This is a genomic window from Methylobacterium fujisawaense (genome assembly GCF_039619325.1).
Lineage (GTDB): Bacteria > Pseudomonadota > Alphaproteobacteria > Rhizobiales > Beijerinckiaceae > Methylobacterium > Methylobacterium fujisawaense.
In genome coordinates, this window is record NZ_CP155000.1 from 2,821,044 (window position 1) to 2,839,740 (window position 18,697).

The window sequence follows — 18,697 nt, forward strand, 5'->3', positions numbered from 1 at the left end:
GCACCGGAGGACGCGCGGGTCCCCTCCCCCACGCGGGAAAGGGGCGCGCGTCGGGCCCGGTCCGGGCCGATGGGCAAGCACCCTAGCCCCCACGGAAGACGGAGCCGGTCGCGCTCGGCCGAGGGTTCTCAGCCCCGTGCCCCCGCGGCGGCGCCGTAGCCGGCGCGGCGGCCGAACACGACGCCGGAGGTCAGCCCCGAGCCGCCGGGATAGCCGTTGAAGAACACGCCGCCCACCATCTCGCCGCAGGCGTAGAGGCCAGGGATCGCACGGCCGTCCTCGCGCTTCACGCCGCCATCGTCGCCGACCTCGACACCGCCATAGGTGAAGGTGATGCCGCCGGTGACCGGGTAGGCCTTGAACGGCCCGGTCTCGATCGTCTGGGCCCAGTTCGACTTCGGCAGGGCGAGACCCTTCGTGCCGCGCCCGTCCTTGACGGTCGGGTCGAACGGCACGGTCCCGTCCACGGCGGCGTTGAAATCCGCGATGGTCCTCTTCGCGGCTGCGCGGTCGATGCCGTCGAGCCTGTCGAGGAGCCCGTCCAGGGTATCCGCCTCGACGAAATGCGCGTCGTGGAACCGGTACTCGCTGTAGAGCAGGTGATCGACCTTGGCGTCGAAGATCTGCCAGGCCACGTGGCCGGGCTGCTCCATGATCGCGCGGCCGAACTGGGCATAGGTGTAGTTGCGGAAATCCTTGCCCTCGTCGACGAACCGCTCGCCGTTCGCGTTGAGCATCAGCCCCAGGAAGTAGCAGATCTTCCGGTAGTGCTTCCGCTCGCCGTGCGGCAGGTCGAGGTTGCCGTAATCGGGCGTGTGCAGGTCCATCGGCGTGGCGTGGCAGCCGCCGTAGAAGCCGTGGGCCTTCGCGCCCAGGTCCAGGGCCATCTGGAGCCCGTCGCCCTGGTTGTGCGGGGTGCCGCGCACCCGGGCCTTGTCCCAGCCCTCGCCGATGAAGCGCGTCCGCAGGGCGGCGTTCGACTCGAAGCCGCCGCAGGCGAGCACCACGGCCTTGGCGCGGAAGGCCCCCTGCGGCGTCTCCACGCCGACGACGCGTCCGTCCTCGACGGTCAGCCCGGTGGCCGGGCAGCCGTAGCGGATCGTACCGCCGGCCTCGGTGAAGGCCTCGAGCTCGGTCCGGGCGAGGCCGAAGCCCTCGTCGTGGGTGGCGAGCGTCAGGCCGCCCCAGAACACGAAGCGCCCCTCCTTCTCGAAGGATTGCCGAGAGTAGATCGGCTCGAACTTCACGCCCTGCGTCGCCAGCCAGCGCAGGGCCGCGCCGCTCTCGTCGATCAGGATGCGCTGCTCGCGCGACAGCGGCCGCCCGTCGTTGAAGCCGAGCAAGTCCTTCTCGAACGTCTGCGCCGTATAGGCGCCGAAATCGGTGCGCGGGAGGCGCGGATCCTCGGGGTCGGCCAGCAGCGGGATCAGGTCGTCGTTGCCCGCGTAGACGAAGCGCATGGCGCCTGCCGTGTAGGCGGTGTTGCCGCCGGCGAGATCCTTCTTCGCCTTCTCGATCATCAGCACCGAGGCTCCACGCTCCAGGGCGGCGAGCCCGGCACTCATGGCGGCGTTTCCCGACCCGACCACCACCACGTCCCACTGCGCGTCGCCCGGGCGTTGCATGCCAACCTCCTCTTCGCCGTTCGGCCTCGCATCATTGTATACGAGTGCATGCAATATGCCGCAAGCGTTTCGGCGGCGTCGGTTTCGGGCTATGGCCAAGCCGAGGAGAGCCGGGAATGAAGGCGAGCGAATCGGAGCGCTCCAGCGGCGCCGGCGCCTATGAGCGGCTGCTGCGGGCGATCGAGGAGGGCGAACTCGCGCCCGGCAGCCGCCTGCGCGAGGCGGAGCTGGCCGAGCGGTTTCAGATCAGCCGCACGCCGGTGCGCGAGGCGCTGGGCCGGCTGGAGGCGCAGGGCCTCGTCGCGCACGAACCGCACCGGGGCGCCAGCGTGGCGCAGCTCGATTACGGGCAGGTGAGCGAACTCTACGATCTGCGCGAGGTGCTGGAGGGGACGGCCGCCCGCCTCGCGGCGATCCATGCGAGCGCGGTCGAGACCGAGATCCTGGAGGAGATGGTCGCCCGGGACCGGACGCTGCTGGGGGACGCGCCGGCGCTCGCGCGGACCAACCGTCTGTTCCACCGGCAGATCCACGGAGCGGCGCGCAACCGCTTCCTGCAGAGCACGCTGGAGACGATGCGCCTGTCCCTGGTGCTGCTGCCGGGCGCCACCACGCTGGCGGCCCCCGACCGCGCCGCGGAGTCGCTCACCGAACATGCCGCCATCGTGGCGGCGATCCGGGCGCACGATGCAGACGGCGCAGAAGCGGCGGCCCGGGCGCATATCCGGGCCGCGTTCAAGGCCCGGATCCGGATCTGGCAGGAGAGCTGAGCGGCGATCGCCCTCAGGCGTGGGCGGGCACGCGCCCCAGTCCCGGCCGGCCCCGGAACAGCGCGAGCGTCGCGACGATGCCGCAGGCGGCCGCCGCCATGAGCCAGTAGCTCGGCGCCGCCCGGTCGCCGGTCTTCTCGATCAGGAAGGTGGAGACCATCGGCGTGGCCGTGCCGAACAGCGCGGTGGCGAGGCTGTAGGCCAGCGAGAAGCCGCTGGCGCGGACATGGGCCGGCACCACCTCGGAGAGGGAGACCACCATCGCGCCGTTGTAGACGCCGAAGAAGAACGAGAACCACAGCTCGACGGCGAGCATCTTGCCGAAGGTCGGATCGGCCACGAGCCAGTGCAGCGCCGGGTAGGTCGTCAGCAGCGACAGGGTCGAGATCGTCAGCAGCACCGGCTTGCGCCCGATCGCGTCCGACAGGGCTCCGCCCACGGGCAGCCAGATGAAGTTTGTGATCGCCACGAACAGCGTCACGATCAGGCTGTCGGTCTCGGTGAGCTTGAGGACGTTCCTGCCGAAGGTCGGGGTGTAGACGGTGATCATGTAGAAGGTCACCGTGGTCATCGTGGTCAGCATCATGCCGAGCAGCACGATCCGCCAGTTGGCGGCCACCGTGGTGAGGATCTCGCGGGTGGTCGGGTGGCGGGTCCGCTTGGCGAATTCCTGCGTCTCCTGAAGCGAGCGCCGGATGAAGAAGATGAACGGCACGATCAGGCAGCCGATCAGGAACGGGATGCGCCAGCCGAAATCGCCGATCTGCTGCTTGGTCAGGAAGGCGTTCAGCCCGTAGCCGATCAAGGCGGCGAACATGATCGCCACCTGCTGGCTCGCCGACTGGAACGAGGTGTAGAAGCCGCGCCGCCCGGGCGTGGCGATCTCGAACAGGTAGATCGAGACGCCGCCGATCTCGACGCCCGCCGAGAAGCCCTGGAGCAGGCGCCCGGCGAGCACGATCAGCGGGGCCGCGACGCCGATCGTGTCGTAGCTCGGGCAGAAGGCGATGAGCACCGTGCCGCTCGCCATGATCGCGAGCGTGATGATCAGGCCCTTCCGGCGCCCGATCCGGTCGATATAGGCGCCCAGCACGATCGCCCCGAGCGGCCGCATCAGCGCCCCGAGCCAGAACGTGCCGAAGGTCAGGAGCAGCTCGGTGGTCTCGTTGCCCGCCGGGAAGAACGCCCGCGCGATATAGGTGGCGTAGAAGCCGAACAGGAAGAAGTCGAACATCTCCAGGAAGTTGCCGCTGGTCGAGCGGAGGATCGCTCCGATCCTGGACTTGAGGGTGGCCTCGACGGCCCCGGGATCTCCGGCCATGACGACGTCCTTTCCGGGTGCCCGTCAGGCACCGATCCACTTCATGGCGATGATGGTGCCGGTCACGGTCAGCGCGCCGCCGATCCGGGTGGCGATCTGCGCGAAGGGCATCAGCGCCATGCGGTTGGCCGCCGTGAGGATCGCCACGTCGCCGGTGCCGCCCTGGCCGCTGTGGCAGGCGTTCACGATGGCGGTCTCGATCGGGTACATCCCGAGCCAGCGCCCGACGACGAAGCCCACGGTCATCAGCGTCGCCACGGTCGACACGATGGTGATCAGGTTCACCAGCGTGAAGGCGGCCATCAACTCGTGCCAGGGCGTCATCGCCACGCCGATGGCGAAGAGCAGCGGGTAGGTCATCGAGACCTGCACGAACTTGTAGACCACGAAGCCGCCCGCCTGGAGATGGGGCGACACCGCGCTGGCGAGCTTGGCGAACACGGCCAGGAACAGCATCGCCACGGGGGCCGGCAGGCCGACGAGGTGGTGGGCCATGACGCCGAGCAGGTAGAGGGTGATCGCCGTGAGCCCGGCCGCGCCGATCGTGGCGGGGTCGATCTGACCGCGTGCGGCCTCGGACTTGGCCTGCGCATCGCTGGATTTCATCTCGTCCGAATCGGGCTGGAGCCGCCCCTCGCCGGTGAGGTGCGGGTAGCGCTTGCCGACGGAATTGAGCGTGCCCGACAGGATGATCGCCGTGAGCGAGCCCAGCATCACCGGCGGCAGAACCTGGGCGAAGACGACGCCCTGCTGCACGCCCAGGATCGCCGCGTAGCCGATGGAGAGCGGGATCGCCCCCTCGCCGACACCGCCGGCCATGATCGGCACGACGATGAAGAAGAACGTCTTGTAGGGGCCGAGGCCGAGGAGCGTGCCGACCAGCGTGCCGACCAGGGCCGCCGCCACCGAGCCGAGGGCGAGCGGCGCGAAGATCTTGAGGAAGCCCTTGATCAGGACCTCGCGGTCCATCCCGAGGATCGAGCCGACGATGATCGTGGCGATGTAGATGTAGAGGAAGTTGGTGAACTTGGTGAAATCGGTGATCGCCTTCACCATCTGCGGCGGCACCAGGGCGTAGTAGACCAGCGCCGAGGGGATGAAGGTCGCGAAGATCGCGCCGGCCCCGATGTTCTTCAGGATCGGGATCCGCTTGCCGATCTCCGCGCAGGTGAAGCCGCCCATCACCAGCACGGCGATCATGGTCGGCCCGTCAGGCTTGATCTCGCCCTCCTGGACCAGAACGGTGAGGAGGATCGCCAGCACGACGAAGATCGGCAGCGGTATGATGCCGATCTTGAGGTCGATGAGGCGCCACCACACGTCCGGCCAGAACCGGGTCGCGCGCCCGTCTCGGGTACGGCCTTTCGACGGTGATGGGATCGGGCTCGTCGAAGCGGTGCTGGTCATGGCGTCCCCCCCGGATATCTCGCCGCCTGCGGGCCGTTTCGCCTTTCGCCGCGCCGTCGCGGCCGCGTGATGGGACGCGGTCCGTCGAGTCCCGCACGGTCGGCGGAGATAAAGTGACATTCGGCGTATCAGCGTCGAGAATGGGCGGCAACGCGACCCGCGGAACAAAGGGCGCCACCTGTCCCGTAAGCCGGGATTAAAGACCACTCTCCATCGTTGTGCGCATGACAATGGCCCGGCTGGGTGCCGGGCCTCGAAGTCGGCGGGCACGGCGGCAAGCGGCGGGACAGCGCGCCGCCACCGGCTTTGCCGATCAGAAGTCGCGCTGGACGCGGAAGCGGACCTGCGAGACCGAATCCTGCGTCACGGTGCGCGGGACGAACGTGCCGGCGTTGATGCCGGCGACGTTGGCGTAGGCGGTGGGGCTCTTATCCAAGTCGATCACGCGGCCGCTTTTCACGCCGACCTGGGTGTAGAAGCCCTCGACGCCGATATCGAGATCGCGGACCGGTGACCAGATGAGGCTGGCGCCCGCCACGACCTGGTAAGCGTCGCGCAGGGCCTCGCTGAGCGCGTAGAACCGTGTCCCCGGCAACCCGACGGCGCTGGCGCCGAACCTGTTGGCGCCTCTCGGATTCGCCAGTCCGAAGATCGCGCCCTGCCCCAGCCGGGCGCTCCGATCGAAATCCTGCTCGCCGTACGATCCGAAAAAGGCCGAGCGCCATTCCGGCGTCCAGTAATGCAGAAACGACGCGACCGCCGAGAAGGCCCGCGACTCCCGCAGCTGGCCGGTGAACGGGTCGATCGTCGCATCCGAGAAATACTGATTGAATTTCTGTCCATGATATCCTGCGCTGGCTTGCGTATAGCTCCCGGCGAAGGCCGAATATCCGGCATAGATCTGCGCGCCATTGCTGTAGGCACTTTGCAGGTAGAGGGCGTCACCCAGCGCGATGAACGGGGTGTTGATCTTCAGGCCGCCCTGGACCGCCCAGCCATACGCGGTGCTGGTGTGCGGGATGCTGAGGTTGGAGCCGGTGCCGATACCCGCGCCGTTCTGCACGTTGCCGACGTTCAGCTCGTGGACGGCGGCCGAGACCTGAGCCGAGCCCCAGGCCTGGTCGAGGCGCAGGGCGCCGACGATGTCGGGCACGCGCGAGCGCTCAATCGCGTCGACGAAGCTGTACCGCGAGGGTAGACCGTCGGTGTAGCCGATGAACACCGGCGCGGGTGCGCTGGTTTGCGCGAAGTTCGCGAGCGTCGCATTGTTCTGGAGACCCGCCGGATTGTTGGTCGGCGAGAAGATCGGGCTGCGACGGTAGACCGGATCTTCCGCCGAGACCGTGGCGGACAGGCCGTTGCCGAACGTCGCCGTGTAGGCGAGCAGGTTCGTCGAGGCGACGTCGGAGCCAGCGGTGGCACCGTAGATCTCGAAATCGTGGGCGTAGAAGTCGAAGAACGAGGATGCACGCCCGGCGGTCAGCCCTGCGAACTGGATGAACGCCTTGTCGGCATTCACGTGCTGCTGGTCGCGGCCGAACTGGTCGATGCCCAAGCCCGGAAAAGCGTTGCCGATGCGCTGCTGAGTCCCGGACGTGATGTAGCCCGTCCGCGCGATGGCATCGAGGCGCGCGAAGGCGCGGAGCGTGCCGTAGGCGGTCTGGGTGCGGGCATCGAGGTTGATGCGCATCTGGCCCTGAAATCCGGCCGTGTCGCCGAGGTTCGTGCCGAACTGCCGCCCGTAGCTGGTTCTGTAGCCGCCCTCGAAACGGGCGCGCCCCGAGAGCCGCAGGCAGGTGTCGGTGCCGGGGATGAAGAAGAAGCCGGGGCCGTATGCGCCGCAGACGCGGACATACGCGACGGGCACCGCCGTCCTGGCCGGCAGGTCGGCGGCCTCTGCGACACCCACCGTCGTGATCGCCGCCACGGCCCCGAGCAATACCGATTTCAAATAGTTCATTGAGACCCCCCGATCCCTCAATATTTACGACACAACGAAAGAGTAATTATCTCCTCCTTGGGAAACACAGAGTCCGATCCGGGTCTCCGTTCACTGATTTCGTCCCAAGCCGAGCAGATACGTCGACAACACTGTGCGCGTGATCATATCCGGGCAACAAGAAATCCCGCATTGGAGAAACAGTTTCATTTTTGTTGTAGATCAGCAACATTTTATATTTTAATACTGAAGTCGTATTGGGTTTTTACTTTGTTCATTCCGCAAACTAATCGAGCGTCTTTTTCCCGATGGAGGCAATCTCATCGACCAAAGACACCGCAGAGGCGCGCGAAATCCCTCCGTCCGAGGCGGCTGCAAACGCCAGTTCCGGGCGCCCCGCGTCGCCGGAGCAGCCGCGACGGACCGGGCCGAAGGCCGCTACAGACTTGCAGCGCGGCGTGATTCCGGGGCGCCGATTCGGCGTGCGAGCGGCCCTCGTCCGGGCCGTCGATCAGGATTGAGAAGGGATCGCAGGCCCTGACCCGGCCCAGGGCACGGCCGGTTCATCCCGACACAGGGTCCCGGCTTCGCTCGCGGACGGGGCGGCGAGAGAGGGGATCGTGCGCCGATGGCGCGGCTCTCTCGACCCGGAATCCGCGGTCCCGCGAATTGCCGACGCAGCCGGCCCCACGCTTCGCGTCGGCGTCGGGCGGCGTGTGGCCCGGCCCCGAACAGGCGGCGGGACGGCCCGACGCCTCGGTTCGACGCATAGGGGAAGGGGGAAGCGAGATGGCGCCTGCGTGCGCCGGGACGGGCGCCGGAGGGCGGCCGAATTGCTTCGGCGCCTTCTCGACAGGCGCGATTGTGGAGCTCGATCAGGCCGCGTGACGACGCGCCGCTTCGCGCGTCCAAAAGGGCGACCACAACGAAAAAGGCCCGGCCGAAGCCGAGCCTTGAGGTTCCTGAAGCACGGGGACCGGTGCCGAGACCGAAGCCCCGGCGCCGGTGAAGCGGCTTAGAAGTCGCGCTGGACGCGGAAGCGGAAGGTGGAGACGCTGTCCGCCGTCGTGGTCCGCGGCACGAAGGTGCCGTTGTTGATGCCGGCGACGTTGGCGTAAGCGGTCGGGCTCTTGTCGCGGTCGATCACGCGGCCGTTCTTGACGCCGATCTGGGTGTAGAAGCCCTCGACGCCGATATCGAGGTCCTTCACCGGCGACCAGATGATGCTGCCACCCGCCACGAACTGGTAGGTGTCGCGCAGCGCCTCGCTGAGCTGGAAGAACCGGGTGCCCGGCACGCCGACGCCGTTCACGCCGAAGGAGTTGGCACCGGCCGGGTTGGCGAGCGCGAAGGCCGCGCCCTGAGCCAGACGGGCACCACTGCTGTAGCTCATCTCACCGTACGACCCGAAGAAGGCCGAGCGCCACTCCGGCGACCAGTAGTGGAGGTACGAGGCCGTGGCGGTGAAGCTCGTCGACTGCTCAAGTTGTCCCGAGAATGGGTTGATCGTCGCGTCGTTCATGTACTGCGCGAACTTCTGGCCCTGGATGGTGGCCGGGTTCTGCGAGTAGCAGCCGCTGAAGGCGCAGTAGCCGGTGTACATCTGGGCACCGGAGCCGTAGGCGCCCTGCAGGTAGAGGGCGTCGCCCGGCGCGATGAACGGCGTGTTGATCTTCAGACCACCCTGCACCGCCCAGCCGTACGAGTTGCTGGTGTGCGGGATGCTGATGTTCGAGCCGGTGCCGGTGCCGGCGCCGTTCTGCACGTTGCCGACGTTCAGCTCGTGCACGGCGGCCGAGAGCTGAGCCGAGCCCCAGGCCTGGTCGAGGCGCAGGGCGCCGACGAAGTCGGGCATGCGCGAGCGCTGGATCGCATCGACGAAGCTGTACCGGGTCGGCACACCGCCGGTGTAGCCGATGAACACCTCGGCCGGCGCGCTCGTCTGCGCGAAGTTCTGGATCGTTGCGTTGACCGTGGCGCCGGTCGGGTTGTTCGTCTGCGAGAAGATCGGGCTGCGGCGGAAGACCGGGTCTTCGACCGAGATCGTGGCGGACAGGCCGTTACCCATCGTCGCCGTGTAGGCGAGCAGGTTGGTCGAGGCGACGTCCGAACCGGCGGTGGCACCCGCGAACTCGAAGTCGTGGGCGTAGAAGTCGAAGAACGACGAGGCGCGACCGGCGGTCATGCCGGCGAACTGGATGAACGCCTTGTCGACGTTCACGAACTGCTGGGCGCGGCCGAACTGGTCGATGCCGAGGCCCGGGAAGGCCTGAGCGATGCGCTGCTGGGTGCCGGAGGTGCCGACGCCGGAATAGCCCGTGCGGGAACCGGCATCGAGGCGGACGAAGGCGCGCAGCGTGCCGTAGGCGGTCTGGGTGCGGGCATCGAGGTTGATGCGCATCCGGCCCTGATAGCCCGACGTGTCGCCGTTGGTGCCCTGGCGCGAGTAGCTGGTCATGTAGCCGCCCTCGAACCGGGCGCGGCCCGAGATGCGCAGGCAGGTGTCGGTGCCGGGAATGTAGAAGAAGCCGGCGCCGTAGGCGCCGCAGACGCGGACGTACTCGATCGGAACCGCCTTCTTGACCGGGAGGTCGGCGGCATGAGCTGCGCCTACCGCCGCGAACGCAGCAGCAGACCCGAGCAATGAGCTCTTCAAGAGCTTCATAGACATCTCCAAAGCTTCGAGACCCAATAATGCGGACGTGCCCGGTTGTCCGGGTCTAGCCGCACGTTCTGTAGGTTTGGCCCGCGTCTTAGGTGGCAGGCTCCTGCGGGCTCTCGCTTGGCGATGCCCCCGTGCACGATCACCATGTGCGAACGGGTTTCGGCGAGCAACGAGGATTCGTGAGCGCCTTGGCAGTTCCAGAGTGATGTTGCGGTCCCGCAACATTCCCCGGGTGATTTAGTCGGCAACGGGTCGCGCAATGTGCACGAATGCTGTCCTGACAGGCCGATGTGCCGCGTCGACAGGCAGGACGCCGCCCGGCTCGGATCCCGGGCCGGGCGGCGCGTCAGCGTCTCGCGATTCGCCGGCGACGGGGCGCCGGCGGATTTCCCTCACATGGGCGGCGTCAGGCCGTCCTTGCCGACGGCGACCCGCCGGGCGGTGACGCGGCCGTCATCCCCGCGCGCAACGATCACGAAGACCTTGGCGCCGGGTGCGACGGCCGACGCGGTGGCAGGCTCGAAGCTGACGACCGGCGCCTGCGGCGGCACGAGGATCTGCAGGGACTGGCCCTGGCCGTAATCGACCGTGAGGGTCCGCTCCGCGCTGCCGCTGCTCGCCTTGACCGTCCCATTGGTCATCGCGCTCTTCACGCGGGGCGCGTCCGGCGCGGTCGCGTGCACGTCCGCCTTCACGGTGCCGTTCGTCATGGCGCTCTTCACCGGCGCCCCGGCCGCCGTGCGGTCGGGAATCATGTCCCAGTCGTAATGCCCCTCGCCGGTGCCGCGCATCGCCTCGGGGAACAGGACGACCTCGAGGGCCACCGGGGGCTCGCCCTTGGTGGCCGTGCCGATGAAGACGCCGTCCTTGATCGCGTCCAGGCTCGACGGGACGACCCAGGAGACCTTCGCGTCGGGGGCGAGCACCACGGGTTCCGACGCGCCGTCCAGGGTCTTCACGGTGAAGCCATCGCCGGAGACCGCTTCGACAGTGCCGCGCAGGCGCTCGATCTTCGGGGCCGCCTGCGCGCCGGTGACGACGGCCAGCAGGCTCGCCAGGACGAGCGTCGGTAACTTTGTCATGTCGGGTCCTTTTCCTGCCGCCGGGATCGATGCGACCGGCGGGACGTGGGGCGGCTTGGAGCAAGGTCAGCCCGGGGGGCCTGTGACATCGCACCCCGGATATCGCGCCCGGGCCCGGGGCGGTTACGTGTCCCCGACCTGCCCGAGCCGCCCCAGGAACGGGGCGGCCGCCGCCTCCGCGGCCGCCTCCACGGCCCGGTACCGGCGGACCACATCGGTTCCGAAGTCCGAGAGGCGGGCGCCCCCTCCGGCCCGCCCGCCGGTCTGCGCCTCGACCACGGGCCGGCCGAAACCGGTGTTCATCGCCTCGACCAGCATCCACGCCCGCCGGTACGACATCCCGAGCGCGCGGCCGGCCGCCGCGATGGAACCGTGCTCGGCGATCATTTCCAGAAGCCGCACCTTGCCGGGACCGAGGCGGTGCCCCGGCCCGAGATCGATGCGAATGCTCAGGCGCGGCCCTTCGCCTTCGGCGGAGGCTCGCCCCGGGACCCTATCGGCCGCCGCACTCAGGCGGGCAGCACCAGAAGGGCGAGACCGGCCGCGGCAAGGCCGGCACCGAGGGTCGGCGCCGCCCGCGTCGCCCCGATCCGGGCCGCCGCGACGCCGAGGCCGATCCCGGCCGCGTGCAGGAGCGCGGTGGCCGCCAGGAAGCCGAGTCCGAAGGTCAGGCCTGTGGCGGTCTCCGGCATCTCGGTCCCGTGGGCGTAGCCGTGGAACACCGCGAAGACGCCGACCAAGCCGGCCAGGAGGGCGACCGGCGCGCGCAGGCCGATGATGGCGGCAAGGCCGAACACGACGATGGAGAGCGCGATCCCGACCTCGACATGGGGCAGCGCGAAACCGGCCATGCCCAGGCCGGCCCCCACGCTCATCAGCGCCAGGAAGGACAGGGGCAGCGCCCAGAGTGCGCGTCCGCCGCGCAGGCTGGCGAGGAGGCCGACCGCCACCATCGCGAGCACATGGTCGGCGCCCATCAGCGGGTGGAGGAAGCCTGCCTCCGCGCCCGTCGCGGCTCCGTGGCCCGGATGGGCGAGCGCCGCCTGGGGCAGCAGGATGAGCGCGGCCGGCAGGAGCGCCAGGGACGCGGCGGGTCGGGAAGAGAGCAGACGCTTCATCGGAAATCCTTCGCTGGATCTGCGAAGATGTAGCGCCGTTCCACCGCGGCTGCGAGGGGCCGGCGGCCATCGCCGCGGGGCGCCTCCCCGGATCGGCCCGCCCCGGGTCGGCGCGTCAGAACGACATCGCCTCGTGGACCGCAGCCGGCTCGAACGGCTCCGTGAAGGCGACCCCGACGCCGTGCGCGAAGTGGCGCATCACCGTCGCAGCCTTGTGCCCCACCTGGATGGTCGCGCCGATCTCCAGTTCGTGGTCGACGAGCAGCGCCACCCCGGAGGCTGAAACGTTGAGCACATGCCCCAGGAAGGCCTGGCCGGAGGCCGTCGTGACCTGGACGATCTTCTGCTTCGGCACGATCCGCTTGTGGGCCCGGATCGGCTCCGGCTGCAGGTCCTGGGCGCGCGCCAGCGTCACGAACTGTCGGGCGAGGTCGGCGAGGATCGCGCGGCCACCCCGGACGCAGGCGACGAATTCCTGACCGGCCACTTGGGCGATGCGCGCTTCCAGCGTCCCGACATGGCGGATGCTGCAGGTCAGGTCCTCGCCGATCGCCAACAGCGAGGAGGAGCGGAAGCGGATCCCCTCCGTCGAGACGTCGGCGGTCACGGCGTAGAAGTCGCGACGGCGCTGGTTCCAGCACAACGCAGGCAACATGACGACGTGCCGCCGGACCATCACACCTGCATCGTCAATAGGAATACACAGGCTGTCTTTTGCGGCCCAAAATTTTTCCAGGTTGTTCAGGCAATCTATAAAATTGGACTTATCTCAGGCCCTGTACAATCCCACTCGAGCCGGACCTTCGCATCGCGGACGCGGTCGGCGCCGGGCCTTCGGGGGGCGCCGACCGGATGCGGCGCCGGCCCGAGCCGGGAGACCCGGGCCGGATTGGCGAGGGAAACCGAATACAAGATGCAGATTGGTCGCATGGCATGGATGCTGCCTGGGATTGTGCATGCCAGGAGGCTGCGCGACAGTGTCGCCCGTCTCCCGGATCGGCTGCGGCCGATCCGTGCCGCCCTCTCCGCCTGCATCCGGACTGGTCTCATGTTGCGTCTCGCCGCCTGCCTCCTCGCCGGTTTCACCCTCGCCGGGCCGGCCGCCGCGCAGACCCTGCGCTACGGCATGATGGAGGATCCGGACGCCCTGGATCCGACGCTCGCCCGTACCTTTGCGAGCCGGATGGTCTTCGCCGCCCTGTGCGACAAGCTCGTGGATATCGGCCCGGACCTGAAGCCGGTGCCGCAGCTCGCCACTTCCTGGGAGCTGTCGCCGGACGAGAAGGCGCTGACCCTGCACCTGCGTCCGGGCGTGCTGTTCCACGACGGCGAGAAGCTCGACGCGGCCGCGGCCAAAAACTCCATCGAGCGGCATAGGACGATGCCGGGCTCGCAGCGCCGGTCGGAGATCGCGCCGATCGACTCGGTGGACGTGGTCGACGACCTCACCGTCCGCATCAACCTGAAGCAGCCCTTCGCGCCGCTGCTCGCGCAGTTCACCGACCGGGCCGGCATGATGGTCTCGCCGAAGGCCGCCGAGCGGCTGGGTGACAAGTTCGCCTCCGCGCCGGTTTGCGCCGGGCCGTACAAGTTCGTCGAGCGGGTGCCGCAGGACCGGATCGTGGTCGAACGCTTCCCCGACTACTGGAACAAGGACGCGATCCACATCCAGCGGATCGAGTTCCGGCCGATCCCAGACGCCACGGTCCGGCTCACCAATCTGCGGGCCGGGCAACTCGACCTGCTGGAGCGGCTCGCCCCCACCGACGTTGCGCAGGTGAAGCGCGACGCCAAGCTGAAGCTCGAGTCCACCACCGAACTCGGCTTCCAGGAGATCCTGTTCAATCCCAACAAGGCCGGCTCGCCGGTGGCCGACCCGAAGGTTCGCGCCGCCTTCGAGGCCGCCATCGACAGAAACGCCATCAATCAGGTCGTCTACAACGGCGAGTTCCTGGCCGGGAACCAGTGGGTCAACCCGAAGAACCCGAACTACGTCGCCGAATACCCGATCCCGAAGCGGGACGTGGCCAAGGCCAAGGCCCTGCTCGCCGAGGCCGGCAAGCCGAACCCGCAGATCACGCTCACCGTCTACGCCAACAGCGAGTCGCCCCAGGTGGGCCAAGTGATCCAGGCGATGACCAAGGAAGCCGGGTTCGACGTGAAGATCCAGGCCGTGGACTTCACCACGGCGCTCGATGCCGCCGACAAGGGCAATTACGAGGCGCAGCTCTATTCCTGGAGCGGCCGATCCGACCCGGACGGGAACACCTACAGCTTCCTCGCCTGCAAGGCGGCGCTGAACTATCCCAAATACTGCAGCCCGGAGGCCGACGCGGCCCTCCAGGCCGAGCGCGGCACCATCGATCCGGCCAAGCGCAAGGCCGCCTGGAAGGCCCTGGCCGATCAGGTGCTGAAGGACCGGCCCGGCATCTACATTCTGCACCGCAAGCTGCTCTGGGCCTACAGCCAGAAGCTCTCGGGCTTCGTGCCCTATCCGGACGGGCTCGTGCGCTTCACCGGACTGAAGTTCAACTGATGCTGCGGCTCTGATGCTTCGATTTCTGGCCCGACGCCTCGCCCTGGCGATCCCGACCCTGATCCTGGCCTCGATGATCATCTTCGCCCTGCAGCAATTGCTGCCGGGGGACGTCGCCACCGCGCTGACCGGCGAGGAGCGCGACCCGCAGGTGATCGCCTTCATCCGCGAGAAGTACCACCTCGATGAGCCCTTGCCGGTACGCTACGCCTACTGGGCCGGCGGCGTGCTGCGGGGCGATCTCGGCGAGTCGATCCGGCTGCAGAAGCCGGTCTCCGAGCTGATCGTCGAGAAGCTGCCGGTCACCCTCGAACTCGCCTGTCTCGCCATGCTGGTGGCGCTGGCCATCGGCGTACCGATGGGCGTGCTCTCGGCGGTGAAGCGCGGGCAGGCCGCCGATACGATCGCCAACGGGATCGCCCTGTGGGGCCTCTCGGTGCCGAACTTCTGGCTCGGGATCCTGCTGATCCTGCTGTTCTCGGTGGAACTCGGCTGGCTGCCGGCCTCGGGCTACGTCTCGCCGTTCGAGAGCCTGTCGGACAACCTCGCCGCCATGGTGATGCCGGCCTTCGTGCTCGGCAACGCCATCGCGGCGGTGATGATGCGCCACACCCGCGCGGCGATGCTGGGCGTGCTCGGCTCCGACTACGTCCGCACGGCCCGCGCCAAGGGCGTCTCGCCCCTGCGGGTCACCCTGCGGCACGCGCTGCCGAACGCCGCGATCCCGATCATCACCCTGGGGGCGCTGGAATTCGGGCAGCTCCTGTCGGGGGCGGTGCTCACCGAGCAGGTGTTTTCCGTGCCAGGCTTCGGCAAGCTGATGGTCGATGCGGTGTTCAACCGGGATTTCGCCACGGTGCAGGGCGTCGTGATCTGCACGGCCGCCACCTACATCGCCCTCAACCTCGCCGCCGACCTGCTCTCGGCCGCCGTGAACCCGAAGCTGAGGCGGGCATGAGCGCAATGATTGCCCGCGCCTCGCTCTCGCAGTCTTCAGAGCTGCGACTTCGGGAGTTACAATTGAGTGCACAGAGTGAAGCGCGGGTCCCCTCTCCCGAGCGGGAGAGGTCTGCTTTCGCAGAAAGCCGGGTGAGGGAGGAGAACTCTCCGGAAAGACCTGATCCCCCACCCCAACCCTCTCCTGCACGGGAGAGGGAGCGCGTCGCATCTCGCACTGGCCGGCCTGAAACCATCATGGGCTGCGCTGAAAAGCAGTGTGCGCGGATCGTACGCATCGCTGCCAACCCCGCGAGCCCCCGATGAGCACCGGCACCCCCATCGCCGAAGCCACCGGCCTCGCGGCCCCCGCGGGCACGCCGGCCCTCATCCAGGAACCCGGCACCCTCGCGGCCTTCTGGCGGCGCCTGCGCGCGCGCAAGAGCGCCGTCGCGGGCCTCGTCATCGTCGGCCTGCTGATCCTCATGGCGGTCTTCGCCCCCTGGATCGCCCCCTACGATCCCACCGCCACCGACTGGGGCAACGTCCGCGGCGCGCCGAGCCTCGCGCACCCGTTCGGCGGCGACGAGGTCGGCCGCGACGTCCTCTCGCGGATCATCTTCGGCGCCCGCGCCTCCCTCGGCGCCGGCCTCGTGTCGGTGGCGCTGGCGGTGTCCCTCGGCCTGCCGCTGGGACTGCTCGCCGGCTACGCGGGCGGCTGGATCGACGGGGCGATCTCGCGCCTTACCGACGCGCTCCTGGCAATTCCCTTCCTGATCCTGGCGATCGCGCTCGCGGCCTTCCTGGGCCCCAGCCTCGTCAACGCGATGATCGCCATCGGCCTCTCGGCGACCTCGACCTTCATCCGGCTGACCCGGGCGCAGGTGCGCGCGGTGGCGGCGGAGGAGTTCGTGGAGGCGGCCCGGGCCATGGGCAACCCGCCCTGGCGGATCGCCCGGGTCCACATCCTGCCCAACATCGTGCCGGCGATCCTCGTCCAGGCGACGCTGACCATCGCGGCCGCCATCATCGCGGAGGCGAGCCTGTCGTTCCTGGGTCTCGGCCAGCAGCCGCCGGAACCCTCCTGGGGGGCGATGCTCAACACCGCCAAGAACTTCATGGACGAGGCGCCCTGGATGGCGATCTGGCCCGGCCTGTCGATCTTCCTCGCCGTCCTCGCCTTCAACCTGTTCGGCGACGGCCTGCGGGACGCCCTCGACCCGAGGCAGCGCACATGACGGCGCCCATGACCAAGCCTCTCCTCGACGTCCGCGACCTCGCGGTCGCCTTCGACACCGACGGCGGCGCGGTCCACGCCGTCAACGGCGTCTCCTACACCCTGCACGAGGGCGAGACCCTGGGGATCGTCGGCGAGTCGGGTTCCGGCAAGAGCGTGCACGTGCTCGCCATGCTGGGCCTGATCCCGCGCCCGCCCGGCCGCATCACCGGCGGGCAGGTGCTGTTCGAGGGGCGCGATCTCCTCGCCCTGAAGGAGCGGGACCTCCGAAAGGTTCGGGGCGGCGCGATCGGCTTCGTGTTCCAGGACCCGATGAGTTCGCTCAACCCCGGCATGACCGTAGCGGCGCAGATCATCGAGCCCCTGCGCATCCATCTGGGCCTCGACGCCCGCGCCGCCCGCGTCCGGGCGAAGGAACTGCTCGACCTCGTCCGCATCCCGAACGCGGGAGCGCGCCTCGACCAGTACCCGCACGAGTTCTCCGGCGGCCAGCGCCAGCGGGTGATGATCGCCATCGGCCTGAGCTGTCGCCCGAAGCTGCTGATCGCCGACGAGGCGACCACCGCCCTCGACGTCACCGTCCAGGCCGAGATCGTGGGCCTGGTGCAGGAGCTGAAGCGCGAGCTCGGCATGGCGATCATCTGGATCACCCACGACCTCGGCGTGGTGGCCGGCATCAGCGACACCGTGCAGGTGATGTATGCCGGCCGGATCCTGGAGCGCGGCCCGGTGGACGACATCTTTTCGGATCCCCGCAACGCCTACACGCTGGGGCTTCTGCGCTCCCTGCCGGACCTCTCCGGCGGCCGGGCCGGGCGCCGTCGCCTGCACCAGATCGAGGGGGCGCCCCCGGACATGCGCCATCTGCCGCAGGGCGATCCCTTCGCGCCGCGCAACGCCTACGCGACGCCCCGGTGCCGGACCGAGATGCCGCCCCTGGCGCAGGCGCCCGGCGCCGCCCCCGGCCACCTCGTCGCCGCCTGGTACGACCTGCCGCAGCTTCTGAGCCGGGAGGCCGCGCGATGAGCCCGCAGGACTATCCGGTCGTCTCGGTGCGGGACCTGTCCAAGCACTATCCCCTGCGCTCGTGGTGGGGCGGCAAGGCCGCGGTGTTCCGCGCCGTGGAGGGGGTGAGCTTCGACATCCGTCCCGGCGAGACCCTGGGGCTCGTCGGCGAATCCGGCTCCGGGAAGTCCACGATCGGCCGGGCCGTGACGATGCTCAACCCGCCGACATCCGGCACGATCGCCTTCGAGGGCACCGACCTCGCCAAGCTCTCGGCGGGGGCGATGCGGAGGATGCGCGCCCGGATGCAGACCGTGTTCCAGGACCCCTACGCGGCCCTCAACCCGCGCATGACCGCCGGAGACTATGTCGCCGAAGCCTTCAAGCTGCACCGGCGGGACATGCGGAGCCCGGAGCGGCGCGAGGCCGTCGCGGCGCTGTTCCAGCGGGTCGGGCTCGATCCGCGGTTCATGGGGCGCTACCCGCACCAGTTCTCGGGCGGCCAGCGCCAGCGCATCTGCATCGCCCGGGCGATCGCCCTGAAGCCCAGCTTCATCGTCGCCGACGAGCCGATCGCGGCGCTCGACGTCTCGATCCAGGCGCAGGTGGTGAACCTGCTCCAGGACCTGCAGGACGAGATGGGGTTGTCCTACCTGTTCATCTCCCACGACCTGCGGATGGTCCGCTACCTCTGCCACCGGGTCGCGGTGCTCTGGCGCGGGCGGATCGTCGAGATGGCCGAGGCCGACACCCTCTACGAGGATCCGCGCCATCCCTACACACGCCGCCTGCTCGCGGCCGTGCCGGTGCCGCACCCGGCCGAGGAGCGCGCCCGGCTCGCCGCGCGGGACATCGCCGGCCACGACCAGCCGCCGGACGGGCCGCTCGTTGAAGTGGCGCCGGGGCATTGGGTGGCGATGCCCGAGGGTCAGGGCGCGTGACAAGCCCACTTTCTCTTTCCCACCCTCCTCCCTCATCCTGAGGTGCGAGCGCAGCGAGCCTCGAAGGAGGGCTCCAGCGAGCCGCGCGATCCCTGGAGCCCTCCTTCGAGGCCTC

The 18,697-nt window shown here is 68.9% G+C and carries 15 protein-coding genes; 6 read left to right on the top strand and 9 right to left on the bottom strand.

The genetic code is table 11. The features are described 5' to 3' along the window. Window positions 1-128: 128 nt before the first annotated feature. The gene (tcuA, locus tag ABC766_RS13395; RefSeq protein WP_342142346.1) at window positions 129-1,625 is read right to left on the bottom strand and encodes an FAD-dependent tricarballylate dehydrogenase TcuA; all 1,497 of its coding nucleotides are present in this window, start codon (window positions 1,623-1,625) and stop codon (window positions 129-131) included. Between the two features lie 116 nt (window positions 1,626-1,741). Between tcuA and ABC766_RS13400 the strand changes: the two genes are divergently transcribed. After that, a complete protein-coding gene (locus tag ABC766_RS13400; protein WP_043357372.1) occupies window positions 1,742-2,395 on the top strand; it encodes a GntR family transcriptional regulator in 654 nt (217 codons plus the stop codon). Window positions 2,396-2,408: 13 nt separating this feature from the next. Here the strand turns inward: ABC766_RS13400 and ABC766_RS13405 are convergent, their stop codons facing one another. The 8 genes from ABC766_RS13405 to ABC766_RS13440 form a co-directional block, all read right to left on the bottom strand. Further along, the gene (locus tag ABC766_RS13405; protein ID WP_043357373.1) at window positions 2,409-3,716 is read right to left on the bottom strand and encodes an MFS transporter; all 1,308 of its coding nucleotides are present in this window, start codon (window positions 3,714-3,716) and stop codon (window positions 2,409-2,411) included. 24 nt (window positions 3,717-3,740) lie between these two features. After that, window positions 3,741-5,123: a 2-hydroxycarboxylate transporter family protein gene (locus ABC766_RS13410; protein ID WP_043760186.1), complete on the bottom strand. Its 1,383-nt coding sequence runs from the start codon at window positions 5,121-5,123 to the stop codon at window positions 3,741-3,743. 313 nt (window positions 5,124-5,436) lie between these two features. Continuing rightward, the gene (locus tag ABC766_RS13415) at window positions 5,437-7,083 is read right to left on the bottom strand and encodes a porin (protein WP_345822451.1); all 1,647 of its coding nucleotides are present in this window, start codon (window positions 7,081-7,083) and stop codon (window positions 5,437-5,439) included. A gap of 994 nt (window positions 7,084-8,077) precedes the next feature. After that, window positions 8,078-9,727 (bottom strand): porin, encoded by a 1,650-nt coding sequence (locus ABC766_RS13420; RefSeq protein WP_345822452.1) that lies wholly within the window; start codon window positions 9,725-9,727, stop codon window positions 8,078-8,080. A gap of 392 nt (window positions 9,728-10,119) precedes the next feature. Then, window positions 10,120-10,809 (bottom strand): metal ABC transporter permease, encoded by a 690-nt coding sequence (locus ABC766_RS13425; RefSeq protein ID WP_345822453.1) that lies wholly within the window; start codon window positions 10,807-10,809, stop codon window positions 10,120-10,122. Window positions 10,810-10,932: 123 nt separating this feature from the next. Beyond that, window positions 10,933-11,211, bottom strand: coding sequence for a winged helix-turn-helix domain-containing protein (locus ABC766_RS13430; RefSeq protein WP_342142342.1), 279 nt, complete (start codon window positions 11,209-11,211; stop codon window positions 10,933-10,935). Window positions 11,212-11,318: 107 nt separating this feature from the next. Further along, window positions 11,319-11,927 carry a HupE/UreJ family protein gene (locus tag ABC766_RS13435; RefSeq protein WP_182591257.1) on the bottom strand — a complete coding sequence of 203 codons (609 nt, stop codon included), beginning with the start codon at window positions 11,925-11,927 and terminating at the stop codon, window positions 11,319-11,321. Between the two features lie 115 nt (window positions 11,928-12,042). Further along, window positions 12,043-12,582: a PilZ domain-containing protein gene (locus tag ABC766_RS13440; protein ID WP_078947135.1), complete on the bottom strand. Its 540-nt coding sequence runs from the start codon at window positions 12,580-12,582 to the stop codon at window positions 12,043-12,045. Window positions 12,583-12,975: 393 nt separating this feature from the next. Here ABC766_RS13440 and ABC766_RS13445 point away from each other — a divergent pair, with 393 nt between their 5' ends. The 5 genes from ABC766_RS13445 (at window position 12,976) to ABC766_RS13465 (ending at window position 18,582) form a co-directional block, all read left to right on the top strand. Next, on the top strand, window positions 12,976-14,463 hold the full coding sequence (locus tag ABC766_RS13445) for an ABC transporter substrate-binding protein (RefSeq protein ID WP_345822454.1): 1,488 nt from the start codon (window positions 12,976-12,978) through the stop codon (window positions 14,461-14,463). Window positions 14,464-14,476: 13 nt separating this feature from the next. After that, on the top strand, window positions 14,477-15,421 hold the full coding sequence (locus tag ABC766_RS13450) for an ABC transporter permease (protein ID WP_043385603.1): 945 nt from the start codon (window positions 14,477-14,479) through the stop codon (window positions 15,419-15,421). Window positions 15,422-15,722: 301 nt separating this feature from the next. Next, complete coding sequence (locus ABC766_RS13455; RefSeq protein ID WP_342142339.1) at window positions 15,723-16,637, top strand: ABC transporter permease; 915 nt, start codon at window positions 15,723-15,725, stop codon at window positions 16,635-16,637. Next, window positions 16,634-17,662: an ABC transporter ATP-binding protein gene (locus tag ABC766_RS13460; protein WP_342142338.1), complete on the top strand. Its 1,029-nt coding sequence runs from the start codon at window positions 16,634-16,636 to the stop codon at window positions 17,660-17,662. The genes ABC766_RS13455 and ABC766_RS13460 overlap by 4 nt, the downstream gene beginning before the upstream one ends. Then, entirely contained in the window at window positions 17,659-18,582 is a 924-nt protein-coding gene (locus tag ABC766_RS13465) for an ABC transporter ATP-binding protein (protein WP_345822455.1), read from the top strand. Before ABC766_RS13460 ends, ABC766_RS13465 begins: the two co-directional genes overlap by 4 nt. Window positions 18,583-18,697: the final 115 nt, after the last annotated feature.